Source organism: Sphingobacterium sp. UBA5639, from assembly GCF_002421245.1.
Lineage (GTDB): Bacteria > Bacteroidota > Bacteroidia > Sphingobacteriales > Sphingobacteriaceae > Sphingobacterium > Sphingobacterium multivorum.
Genome location: NZ_DIJR01000006.1, coordinates 53373 through 65645 on the forward strand (window position 1 = coordinate 53373; position 12273 = coordinate 65645).

Sequence of the window (12273 nt, forward strand, 5' to 3'; positions counted from 1 at the left end):
GTTTTTTACTTGTTTTATAAGTTATTATCATATAATCGTCAAGAAAAAGCGAAAATAATTAAGGAATGTCGCTTTTTGGAAAAAGGTGAAATGTTAATTTTGTATTTTACAAACCTCGAATTTTTTACTGTTTAAAAAAGATACCTGTGGAACTATTACTAATAGAGGATGAACCATCCGTCATATCATTGATCGAAAGAGGCTTAAAAGAAGAAGGCTATCATATTAGTATTGCTATGGATGGTTATACTGGTCTAAAAATGGCGGGATTGAACCGTTATGACTTGATCCTATTGGATGTGATGTTGCCTGGTATGAATGGCTTAGATGTCTGTAAAAACATTCGGATGTCTAACAACGAAGTCCCAATTATTATCTTAACAGCATTAAATCAAACGGAGGACATTGTTGAGGCCTTTGACAGGGATGCGGATGATTACTTGACGAAGCCGTTTCGTTTAGAGGAATTAAAAGCTCGAATCAGTCGCTATAGCCGCAAATCCAAAACAGTTACCGAGCAAAAAAATATATTGGTATTTGACGATCTTCAATTGGATAGAGACAGTAAATCGGTTCAACGTGCCAATTCTCCTATTATTCTCACAGCTACTGAATTTCGTTTACTTGAATTTTTAATGCTCAACCGAAATAAGGTATTGAGCCGGATCGATATTCTGGAAGAAGTATGGGGTATGGATGTCGACTTAAGCACCAATGTTGTCGACGTGTATGTGAATTACCTGAGGAAAAAGATCGATAAACAATTTTCACGTAAACTTATCCATACGGTGATCGGTATGGGCTATGTAATCCGTCATGAAAATTAGGACCAAAATAGTTCTCCTATTTTCTATCATCAGCACCCTGCTGCTTGTTGTTTTTGCCATTTATGTGTCTTATTTCACGTACGACAGTCTACAGACCAAATTTTTTCATCGGCTTGAAGAGAATGCCGTTATTGTTGGAGATCATATCGTCCATCAGAAGGATGAAAATAGGGCACTCTATATTCAGGTAAAACGTAAATACCTGAAACAATTATCTGAAGGAACAGACCATCTCATTCGTGTTGTTAAGGGAAGTGATCGTGTTCAATTGCGGCCCGAACTTCCTATGCCGAAAACATTTTATACAGAGGTGATTCGTGACGGGAAAGGAAGATATATGCATGGCGATACTGCATTTGTAGCCGTTTTTTTTCAGGATCATCTTCACCACGAAAATTTGATTGTTGTATCGGAAGGGATTGATGATTACGGCCATGATGAACAGCGTCAATTGGATCGTACCCTGATCACCGGTGGGATTTTGGCGATTTTTTTAATTGTACTGATGTCTTTTTATTTTGCTGACCGATTATTGAAACCCATTAAGGATATCAACAATGATTTAGACAAAGTTGATATCGCACATTTAGACCATCGTCTGTTTAGTAAATTTAGCAATAGCAAAGATGAATTGGGTGTTTTGATTGCGAACTTAAATTCAATGCTTAGCCGATTGGATATCTCGGTTCAGTCGCAACAGAGTTTTATCGGAAATGCCTCTCATTCGCTAAAGACCCCACTTACAATTATCGGAGGAGAAGCCGAATTGGCACAACAGCTCCTGTCGAAAGAGCATGAAGCTTATTATTCACTGGAGACGATCGCAAAATATGCGGATAAAATGGAGTTGATTATCAATAATCTTTTGCAACTATCCCGCATGGGCTTCAAGGGGGAAGTGGACAATAAAGAAATTATTCGAATTGACGAATTACTCTATGAAATTTATAAAGCCGAAAAAAGTATTCATAAGGACCTCAAGCTTTCTTTTGATCTAACAGAAATTCCAGAAGATAGTGATGAGCTTACGGTTTTGGCTAACCCGGATCTGTTTTTTATTGCCTTTAGCAATATTATTTCAAATGCATTTAAGTACGGCAATGGAACGCAGGTTGGCGTAGCCATAAGTAGCGATAGCAAAAATATTACGATAAAAGTGTTTGACCAAGGGATAGGTATTCCTAAAAAAGACCAGCCACATATTTTTACCTCTTTTTACCGCGCTTCTAATGTCGGTGATATCTATGGCAATGGTTTGGGGCTTGTTTTAGCCAAAAATATCTTTGACCTTCATGGTGCTGAATTGTTCCTCAATTCAACGGAAGGTCAAGGCACTCTGGTCGTTGTTACAATCCCAAAAACTCCTTTCTAATTTCATTTTAATCTCATCCTTATTCCATTTTTAGGTGGCTGTGATATACTTGTACCAGAGATAAGTATAACTCATGGATCTATCTTGTTGTTTCGAATCGGATTATGTTTTGAAACCGCGGGATTGCTTCGTTACCATAAAGGAACAAAATATAAGGATGAAAAAAACACTTTCACTTTTTACAACACTGGGGATTAGTATAGCATCATTGCATGCGCAAGAGCAGATCCAAACGGACTCTGTTCAGGCGCAAAGAAGCAGCTTGTTACTGAAAGAACCCGCGCGAGCAAAATCATTTCAATTGGATGTCCTGTTAAGAGCAGGTCTGCAAACGGACAATGGGGAGGGGGAGTCTCAAGCAAAAGCAAACCTTGATGATGCCCGTATTTTGATGAGCGGCGAATACAATGATAGACTGTCGTATAAAGTGCGTTTTCGTTTGAATAGGTCATTTGCTCCAACGAGTCAGGATAATGGCTCGCGTGCATTGGACATGGCATTGATCAAGTACAAGTTTGGCAAGGATCTCAAATGGTCCGTTACGGCCGGTAAGCAAAGTGCGATGGTCGGGAGTTATGAATTTGAAAATAACCCAATTTACGAATATAAGTTCACAGACTATGTCGACCGCATATTGAATCTCTTTGTTGTCGGTGGAATGTTATCCTATGAAGTCAATCCGAATCATTCGTTACATGCCCAAGTTTACAACACGACCAATGATAGTTTTATGGAGCTTCATGCAAAAAATGGTTTTGCTGTAGGTGATTTGGAACGCTCTAGTGTACCAATGGGAGCCTATTTCACTTGGGTGGGGGCATTTATGGATAAGCGTTTTAATACGAAATGGTCTTACAACATCTCTCAGTTTGCAAAGGGACATACTAATCATGCCGTTTCATTAGCGAATAAATTCAAAACAGCAAAACAGATGCTATATCTTGATTTACAGTACTCTTATCTTGCTGTTGATCATGCGATGATTGCATCTTCCGCGATCAACGAATTTTATGGTAGAACTGGCGCGAACCGTGTATTGGCCAAAGATGTGAACTACAGCTCTGCCATATTGCGCTATGATCAATTTTTGAGTAAAAAATGGGAGGTGGCTTTGAAAGGTGGGTATGAGATCGCGGGATCGAGAGATGATAACCAACTCGGTAAGAATTTTCGCCAAAACTGGACCTATTTTGCGGCTTTGCAACATAAGCCGTTTCACAACCAGGATCTTCGGTTTTATTTAGGTTACCTTGGTAACACCGTAAACTATAAGGGCTATATGGATATGGCCAAGAGTCAGTACAACCGCTTAGCCTTTGGGGCATATTTTACCATTCCAGTTTTATAATAATTCCTTTAACAAATTAACAAATAATTATTTTTTTTTATGCGTTTAACACCGAGAGAAACAGAAAAGCTGTTGTTGCATTTGGCCGGCGAATTGGCGGCTAAGCGATTGAAACGCGGGGTAAAATTAAATTATCCAGAGTGTATCGCTTACATCAGTGCCCAGATTATGGAGGAGGCTAGGGACGGAAGGTCTGTGGCGGACTTAATGTCTTATGGTACTACCTTATTGAAGAGGAACCAAGTCATGGAAGGAGTCCCCGAGATGATCCATGATGTACAGATCGAAGTTACTTTTCCGGACGGAACTAAATTGGTGACTGTCCATGATCCTATTCGTTAATAAATATTGAATGATATGATTCCAGGAGAATACATTTTAAAAAAAGAGGAAATCAAAGCTAATGTTGGGCACAGAACCACAAGCATTGTTGTGAAAAATGAAGGTGATCGACCGATTCAGGTGGGTTCACACTATCATTTCTTTGAAGCGAACAAGTTGCTTTCCTTCGACAGGGAGAAAGCGTTTGGGATGCGCTTGAATATTCCAGCCAGCACCGCTGTTCGTTTTGAACCAGGGGAACAAAAATCGGTTGTTTTGGTTGAATTTGGCGGAAGTAAGGAAATCCATGGTTTTAATGGATTGACAAATGGGAAGTATACAGATCAATCGGTGAAAACCAAAGCCATTGATAAAATGAAAAAATTGAAATTCAGACAATCTAAGTAAATATGGGAGGATGGAATAGACGCGAATGGATTAAAGTCGTAGGGCTCACCACTTTGGGTACTACTGTTGGTCTACATGCGCTTGGTTTAGATAAACTAGGTTTAGATAAATCATCTGTAAAATATGTTGATGGGGAACTTTATATACCGAGAGACAAATATGCGGCTCTTTTTGGACCGACCACTGGAGATAAGGTTCGTCTGGCAGATACAGAGCTTTTTATTGAAATTGAAAAAGATTTCAATGTTTATGGAGAAGAGAACAAATTTGGTGGCGGTAAAACTATTCGCGATGGTATGGGGCAATCGGCTCGTGCCTTGCGTGATGAGGGGGTGTTGGATTTTTGTATCACTAATGTCATTATCATTGACCACTGGGGTATTGTAAAAGGCGATATCGGTATTAAGGATGGTAAAATTGTAGGTATTGGTAAAGCTGGAAACCCAGATGTACAGGATGGTGTAACCGAGGGGATGATCATCGGTGCTTCTACGGAAGTGCATGGGGGAGCGGGCTATATCCTAACTGCAGGCGGTATTGATACGCACATTCACTTTATCTCGCCGCAACAGATTGAAACAGCGCTATATTCTGGTGTAACTACTTTTATTGGTGGCGGTGCGGGACCAGCAGATGGAACACTGGCAACGACAGTGACTTCAGGAAAGTGGTATATCGAGCGTATGTTTGAAGCGTTTGAAAACCTTCCTATCAATGTTGGTTTTTTCGGAAAAGGTAACGTGTCGACCACTAAACCTATCGAAGAACAAATTGAAGCTGGTGCACTGGGCGTGAAAATCCATGAAGATTGGGGAGCGACTCCGGCAACAATTGATGCGGCATTGAAAGTTGCTGATAAATACGATGTACAAGTTGCGATCCATACCGACACACTGAATGAGGCCGGTTTCTTGGAAGATACTGTTGCTGCGATAGATGGTCGTGTAATCCATACTTTCCACACGGAGGGAGCTGGCGGTGGACACGCTCCGGATATTATTAAGATCGCCATGTATCCCAATATCCTCCCTGCATCTACCAATCCAACAAAACCTTTTACGGTAAATACTGCTGAAGAACACTTGGACATGCTGATGGTCTGCCATCACTTGGATAAAAATGTGAAAGAAGATGTGGCATTTGCTGATTCACGTATCCGTCCACAGACAATTGCTGCCGAGGATATTTTGCAAGATATGGGCGTATTTTCAATTATGAGTTCGGATAGCCAAGCGATGGGACGTGTGGGAGAGGTCATTTCCCGTACATTCCAAACCGCCCATAAGATGAAAATCCAACGCGGCCCTTTAGCTGAAGATCAAGGGAAAGAAAATGATAACTTCCGTGTCAAACGTTATGTGTCTAAATTTACAATCAACCCTGCTAAAGCACATGGTATTGACCAATATATTGGTTCGATTGAAAAAGGGAAGTATGCAGATTTGATCCTTTGGAAACCAGAATTGTTTGGTGTAAAACCTGAGTTGATCATCAAAGGCGGTATGATTTTGGGCGCTAAAATGGGGGATGCCAATGCGTCAATTCCGACACCACAGCCAATCATTTATCGGCCAATGTTTGGAAATTATGGTAAAGCAGTTTCAAAACTATGCTTCAATTTCGTTTCGAAAATTTCTTTGGAGAACGGAAATATTCAAAAATTGAATTTGTCGCGTAAATGTCTGCCTGTGGAGGGATGTCGTACGGTGATGAAAAAAGATATGGTCCATAATCATGCAACACCAAATATCGTCGTTAATCCAGAAACCTATGAAGTAACAGTCGATGGTGTGTTGGCGACCTGTGAACCATTGAAGGAACTTCCAATGGCTCAACGGTACTTCTTATTCTAATTGGTTATTTATGTTGTTAGCAAGAGACATTAAGGGGAATATTTGGGCCGATAGCACAGATCAGAACAGTGTTGAACTTGATTTTTTGGAACTCGAATGGTTTGATACGGAAAGACGTATTATCCGAGGGTTCACTGTTGAAGGTCGAGAAATAGGCTTTAAAAATTTAGGAACGGAATCCTTGTTTGACGGTGATATTTTGTTCGAAACAACGGAACTGCGCATTGCTGTTCGAATATTGCCCTGTCCTTGCCTTGTTGTACGTCCTAAAAACCTCTTGGATATGGCTCGGATATGTCTCGAAATTGGCAACAAACATATCCCTGTTTTCATCAACGCTGCACATGAAATTATTGCAGCCTATGAAAATCCCCTTTGGGAAACCTTAGAAAGGGCGGGTTTTACACCGACGAAAGAGTTACGGGTGATAGAAAGAACACATACGTTACGCATACATCAGTATGCCGTAGTCCAGCACAAAATTACCTTGGCCAAGGGGCTCTAATACTTAATTAATAACGATTACATATGAATCCATTGTTGACATTAATGCAGATTAACGACTCTGTATTCCCGATTGGAGGCTTCACACATTCCTATGGTTTGGAAACTTATATCAATAAAGAGATTGTACATGATGCTAAAACTGCAAAAGAATATGCACAGACTTTATTGGAGCATAGTTTCTATTACAACGATGCCGCTTTTTTTCATAAAGCTTGGCAATTATGTGAATCAAGAGCAACCAGGAAAAAGATCGCTGAACTGGATGCATTGATAACCGCTTTCAAAGCTCCTTATGAGATTCGGGATGCCAGTAAGAAATTGGGAATACGGTTTTTAAAATTGACAGAAAAATTAAAACCGGTCAAGCGTTGTTCGGCTTATCTAAAGGCGATAAATGCGCAAGAACAGCATGGTCACTATGCAATGGCATTTGCCATGTTTGCCCATGCGCAGGAAATTAGTTATTCAGACGCACTGAGTGCTTTTTATTATAATTCTTTGAATGGTATTATGACGAATTGTGCCAAACTGGTTCCAATTAGCCAAATGGATGCACAGCAGATTTTGTTTAAACTACAGCCCTTGATTAATAAATTGGTCGGATTACAGCCCGAACTGGATGATGATCTGATCGGAAATTGTTGTATCGCTCAGGATATTCGATGCATGCAACATGAAAAATTATACACGAGAATTTACATTTCGTAAAAATAACTGAAATAAAAGATGTCTAAGAGAAATTACGTGAAAATTGGTGTTGCTGGTCCTGTGGGCTCTGGCAAGACGGCACTTATTGAACGGTTGACACGTTCGATGTCGGCAGATTATAGTATCTGTGTTGTAACAAATGATATTTATACGCGTGAGGACGCTATGTATCTACAACAGAATTCGGCTCTGCCCGCTGAACGTATTATTGGTGTTGAAACAGGGGGCTGTCCGCATACGGCAATCCGTGAAGATGCTTCGATGAATATTGAAGCTGTAGAAGAATTAGCGAATCGTTTTGAGGATGTGGAACTGATTTTTGTTGAAAGTGGAGGTGATAACCTGACGGCGACTTTTAGTCCGGATCTAGCCGATTTGACCATATTTGTTCTCGATGTTGCTGAAGGCGAGAAAATGCCACGTAAAGGTGGGCCAGGTATTACGCGCTCGGATTTGTTGTTGATCAATAAAATAGACCTTGCCCCTTATGTAAATGCCGACTTGGAAGTTATGCGCCAGGATACAATCCGCATGCGCGGTGAAAGACCATTTATTTTTACAAACTTAATGACTTTAGAAGGTTTGGAAGATGTGAAATCATGGATCAAAAAGTATGCTTTGTTGGAGCCCGTAGGTTAAAATTTATCGTATATGGATAGCAAAATCGTATTAAATGTTGCCAAAGAGGACGGCAGAAGTAGATTGAAGGAGAGTTATCATAATGCACCTTATAAACTAACGCATTATGGCGCGGCAGGATTGACCAATCATTTGGAAATGATCATCATGAGTGCATCGCCTGGTATTATGGATACGGATTATTTGCACATTGATGTTCATGTGAAAAAAGATGCACAATTGAAACTTTTTACACAGTCCTTCAATAAGCTTCATCCTATGAAAACTGGCGCAAGACAACATACGGACGTGCATGTTGGGGCCGGTGGCTTGTTTCATTACATTCCACACCCAGTAACGCCGTTTAAGGATTCTATTTTTAAGGCAAGCAATCATATTCACTTGGCTGAAGATGCAGTTTTGATGTGGGGTGACATTATTAGTGTTGGAAGAATTCACATGAAAGAAGCATTTGAGTTTGATAGTCTCCATACGCAAACCAAGATTTTTAGACAAGGTAAACTGTCCTTTATTGACAATCAGCTTTTGCGTCCCAAAAGTCAACCGATACAGAAGATGTTATTTTTTGAGGGATATACCCATCAGGCAACTTTTGTGTTCTCGGCTCTTTTTGCGCAAGAATTAAAATATGAATTGGATGAAATCTTAACTGTTGAATACAATGATATCTCTTATGGCTTTACGCAGGCTTCAAAAGATGTGGTTATCCTACGTGCTTTGGGGACTGATGGAGAGTTGCTTTACGACTTTTTACATATGTTGGGGCAATTGTGTTGGGATTTTACACAACATAAGTTTTCTGAAAGGAAGGAAGATACAGCCGTCGAAGCGATAACGGAAGATGAGAAATCGAAGACGGGGGAAATCACCGTCATTGAACACAGAAAACCTCGTCGAAAAAGTAAGCGGGAGTTGGTGGATGCTGTAGTGGTGGAAGGAACTAACTATGCATAAGGGGAGCCAGCATGACGAGATATGGATTGATGTTATCCCTGATTTTGACAAATTGAAGCTGGGCCGCGATTCAGATATTTTGGATCTTTCCTATTATGAAGTAAATAAGCGCGTTATCCAGCGGAAAACAAGAAAGGGTAATCTGGTGCGTATACAGCGTGATGATGGCAGCGCACTGCGTTCAGGACAGTGTATTTATCATCGTGGTGATTTATTCATCCAGGTCAACATTTTACCTTGTCTTTGTGTATTGTTGGATAGTCAGAATCTATCTGTTGTGGGCGAGTTCTGCTTCGACGTGGGCAATCGACATTTGCCGGTTTATCTCAAAGCAGATGGGCGATTTGCTGTTTCTTATGATGGACGTCTCTATCAGGCGCTAAAAGAAAAATACAAAGGCTTTATCACATTGGAAAATACGATTTTAGAACCTGATGAACAGATTACCTACATTCGTAGACCTATCCTCGAATGATGGAATGCTGGTATTAGCGAAAAATTGCGCATTTTTGTCGCTATGAAATTTGGCGAGGAATTGCAAGCATGGTATCGACAGCATAAGCGAGATCTACCATGGCGAGAAACAAAAGATGCCTACAAAATATGGCTTTCTGAAATTATTCTGCAACAGACTCGTGTCGAACAAGGCTTGCCCTATTATGTACGTTTTGTCGAGCGATTTAAGAATGTTGTGGAATTTGCGAATGCAGAAGAAGATGATATTCTCCATCTTTGGCAAGGTCTGGGTTACTATTCTAGAGGACGGAATATGCATAAGGCCGCGCGAATAGTTCGCGATCGGTATCAGGGTGTTTTTCCGGTAGATTATCAAACATTAATAACGCTTCCTGGAATAGGAGAGTATACTGCTGCGGCGATATCCTCTTTTGCGAACGATGAAGCCCAGGCAGTATTGGATGGAAATGTGTTTCGTGTACTAGCGCGATACTATGGCATAGAAACACCTATCAATTCTACGGAAGGAAAGAAGATTTTCACAGCTATAGCCAAAGAAAATCTTGATCATAAACACCCGGCATTGTATAATCAGGCGATTATGGATTTTGGTGCTACCCATTGTAAGCCCAAGCTGCCTTTATGTGAATTCTGTATGTTTCGTCCTTCCTGTTATGCGTTATCTAAAGGCCAGGTAGATCAATTGCCCGTAAAGCTTAAAGCCAAGGCAAGCAAAAATAGATACTTTAATTATTTTATCTTGAAGGACAACGATCGGATACTGATGTCTAAACGCGGTGAAGGTGACGTTTGGCAGAATCTATATGAGTTTCCACTTTTGGAGTCTAATTACAGCTTGTCAATTCCGGATGTTGTTAGCGATGAGTGGTTTATTTCCTGTTTCGGTTCCGATGCAGAACTACATGTTTTACAGCAGCAGACAAAACATATCTTGAGTCATCAAAATATTTATGCGACATTTTTTGAGGTGCGGTTAAAAGGCGATCTAATTCAAAAAAAATCCAATTGGGATTATGTATTTCTAAAAGATTTAGATAAATTAGCTAAACACAAGTTGATCTTTACCTTTTTGGAAAGATCAAATTTTTAACCATTTATGCTTTTAAATTATGTCAGGAGTTAACAAAGTCATTTTAGTGGGACATCTTGGAAAAGATCCCGAAATTCGCTATTTAGAAGGCAATGTCTCTGTTGCCAGTTTTCCATTGGCAACATCAGAAACGTATAACAAAGACGGAAAAAGAGTAGAACAAACCGAATGGCACAATATTGTTATGTGGCGAGGTCTGGCTGACGTCGCTGTAAAATATCTAACAAAGGGGAAGTTAGTTTATATTGAAGGTCGACTGCGGACTCGTACTTATGAGGATAAGGAAGGTATTAGACGATATGCTACTGAGGTTGTCGCTGAAACCTTTACGCTTTTAGGTCGTAAATCGGATTTTGAGCCGAATGCGGGTGTAAGTGCTGGTAATACAGCAAACACGCAGGCGCAAAAAGTCGAAGATAAGGAAGTGGAGGTCGATTTTACGGAGAATGATCAGGAGGATAATCCATTACCATTTTAAGCTGAAGAATTTGAGATTATGTAAAAACTTTACATGTATAGTAAATATAGTAAAATCATCAAAAAACAAAAGAGCAGGCAACTAGGCCTGCTCTTTTGTTTTATTAGCGTTTTGGGTGTGGAATTCTGATTACCTTCTCCCAAGCGAGTAGGCTGTTTCTGCTATGTGTTCTTTTATGATGCTCAGTCGAAGTTCAAAATTTCTTTTTAGCGGAAATTTTGGCTATGTTTGCTCTAATTATGTTGCAAGATAGAATTACGCAGTATACTGAAGAGATTAAGGCATTTGCGCCAGCTTCTTCAGCCGATGTAGAAAATTTCAGATTGAAGTTTTTGGTTTCCAAAGGGATTGTGAAAAATCTTTTTGATGAATTCAAAACAGTTACGCCTGAAGAGAAACGTACTTTGGGAAAAGTGTTGAATGAATTTAAGCAGTTCGCAGAAAATACATTCAAAGAAGCACAAGAAAAGTTCGGGTCTGGTGAGAAGCAAAAATCACAGGAATTTGCGAGTGATTTAACATTGCCTGGTCAAGGTTTTCAGCTGGGGTCTAGACATCCCATCTCTTTAGTTCGTAAAGAAATTGTTGAAATTTTCAAGAAATTAGGCTTTATTGTATCAGAAGGACCGGAAATTGAAGATGATTGGCATAATTTCTCCGCACTAAATTTTCCGCCGGAACATCCTGCGCGTGATATGCAAGATACTTTCTTTATCAAAAAACAAGAAGGTAATGACATTACATTGAGAACGCACACCTCTTCGGTTCAGGTGCGTTTAATGGAAGCCGGTAAACCGCCATTTCGTGCGATAATGCCTGGACGTGTTTATAGAAATGAAGCTATATCAGCCCGTGCGCACTGTTTCTTTCATCAGGTAGAAGGTTTATATGTAGACGAAAATGTTTCTTTTGCCGATTTGAAACAAACGTTATATCATTTTGTTCAAGAGATGTATGGTGAAGGTACCAAAGTGCGTTTCCGTCCGTCCTATTTTCCTTTCACTGAACCTTCGGCCGAAATGGATATCTCCTGTACAATCTGCAAGGGGGCAGGGTGTAACTTGTGTAAGTACTCTGGCTGGGTAGAAATTTTAGGTTGCGGTATGGTCGATCCTAACGTGCTTGATAACTGTGGTATCGATAGTAAAAAGTATTCTGGTTTTGCTTTTGGTATGGGAATAGAACGTATCACAAACCTTAAATATGTGATTAAAGACTTACGTCTTTTCTCAGAAAATGACACACGTTTCTTGTCTCAATTTGAGACTGAATTAATATAAATTATTCATTG

14 protein-coding genes are annotated in these 12273 nt (G+C 40.0%); all 14 read left to right on the top strand.

Going from position 1 to position 12273, the window contains the following annotated elements; translation table 11 throughout:
* The first annotated feature begins 146 nt into the window (after positions 1-146).
* The 14 genes from B4Z90_RS05950 (at position 147) to pheS (ending at position 12262) form a co-directional block, all read left to right on the top strand.
* Positions 147-827: a response regulator transcription factor gene (locus B4Z90_RS05950; RefSeq protein ID WP_075990802.1), complete on the top strand. Its 681-nt coding sequence runs from the start codon at positions 147-149 to the stop codon at positions 825-827.
* Positions 817-2199 (top strand): sensor histidine kinase, encoded by a 1383-nt coding sequence (locus tag B4Z90_RS05955; RefSeq protein ID WP_286732286.1) that lies wholly within the window; start codon positions 817-819, stop codon positions 2197-2199. Before B4Z90_RS05950 ends, B4Z90_RS05955 begins: the two co-directional genes overlap by 11 nt.
* A 157-nt stretch (positions 2200-2356) precedes the next feature.
* On the top strand, positions 2357-3547 hold the full coding sequence (locus B4Z90_RS05960; RefSeq protein WP_286801589.1) for a porin: 1191 nt from the start codon (positions 2357-2359) through the stop codon (positions 3545-3547).
* 39 nt (positions 3548-3586) lie between these two features.
* Positions 3587-3889 carry an urease subunit gamma gene (gene ureA / locus B4Z90_RS05965; protein ID WP_205399999.1) on the top strand — a complete coding sequence of 101 codons (303 nt, stop codon included), beginning with the start codon at positions 3587-3589 and terminating at the stop codon, positions 3887-3889.
* 15 nt (positions 3890-3904) lie between these two features.
* Positions 3905-4276: an urease subunit beta gene (ureB, locus tag B4Z90_RS05970; RefSeq protein WP_075990804.1), complete on the top strand. Its 372-nt coding sequence runs from the start codon at positions 3905-3907 to the stop codon at positions 4274-4276.
* Positions 4277-4278: 2 nt separating this feature from the next.
* Entirely contained in the window at positions 4279-6129 is a 1851-nt protein-coding gene (gene ureC, locus B4Z90_RS05975; RefSeq protein WP_075990805.1) for an urease subunit alpha, read from the top strand.
* 10 nt (positions 6130-6139) lie between these two features.
* Positions 6140-6634, top strand: a complete 495-nt coding sequence (locus tag B4Z90_RS05980; RefSeq protein WP_145327231.1) for an urease accessory protein UreE — start codon at positions 6140-6142, stop codon at positions 6632-6634.
* A 23-nt stretch (positions 6635-6657) separates the two neighbouring features.
* A complete protein-coding gene (locus B4Z90_RS05985) occupies positions 6658-7344 on the top strand; it encodes an urease accessory protein UreF (RefSeq protein WP_145327228.1) in 687 nt (228 codons plus the stop codon).
* Between the two features lie 18 nt (positions 7345-7362).
* Entirely contained in the window at positions 7363-7983 is a 621-nt protein-coding gene (gene ureG, locus B4Z90_RS05990) for an urease accessory protein UreG (protein WP_088160017.1), read from the top strand.
* Between the two features lie 12 nt (positions 7984-7995).
* The gene (locus B4Z90_RS05995; RefSeq protein WP_145327227.1) at positions 7996-8937 is read left to right on the top strand and encodes an urease accessory protein UreD; all 942 of its coding nucleotides are present in this window, start codon (positions 7996-7998) and stop codon (positions 8935-8937) included.
* Positions 8930-9412: an urease accessory protein UreE gene (locus B4Z90_RS06000; RefSeq protein WP_120333064.1), complete on the top strand. Its 483-nt coding sequence runs from the start codon at positions 8930-8932 to the stop codon at positions 9410-9412. Before B4Z90_RS05995 ends, B4Z90_RS06000 begins: the two co-directional genes overlap by 8 nt.
* Positions 9413-9454: 42 nt before the next feature.
* The gene (gene mutY, locus B4Z90_RS06005) at positions 9455-10504 is read left to right on the top strand and encodes an A/G-specific adenine glycosylase (protein ID WP_075990810.1); all 1050 of its coding nucleotides are present in this window, start codon (positions 9455-9457) and stop codon (positions 10502-10504) included.
* 19 nt (positions 10505-10523) lie between these two features.
* Positions 10524-10982, top strand: coding sequence for a single-stranded DNA-binding protein (locus B4Z90_RS06010; RefSeq protein WP_046674796.1), 459 nt, complete (start codon positions 10524-10526; stop codon positions 10980-10982).
* Between the two features lie 239 nt (positions 10983-11221).
* On the top strand, positions 11222-12262 hold the full coding sequence (pheS, locus tag B4Z90_RS06015; RefSeq protein WP_145327223.1) for a phenylalanine--tRNA ligase subunit alpha: 1041 nt from the start codon (positions 11222-11224) through the stop codon (positions 12260-12262).
* Positions 12263-12273: the final 11 nt, after the last annotated feature.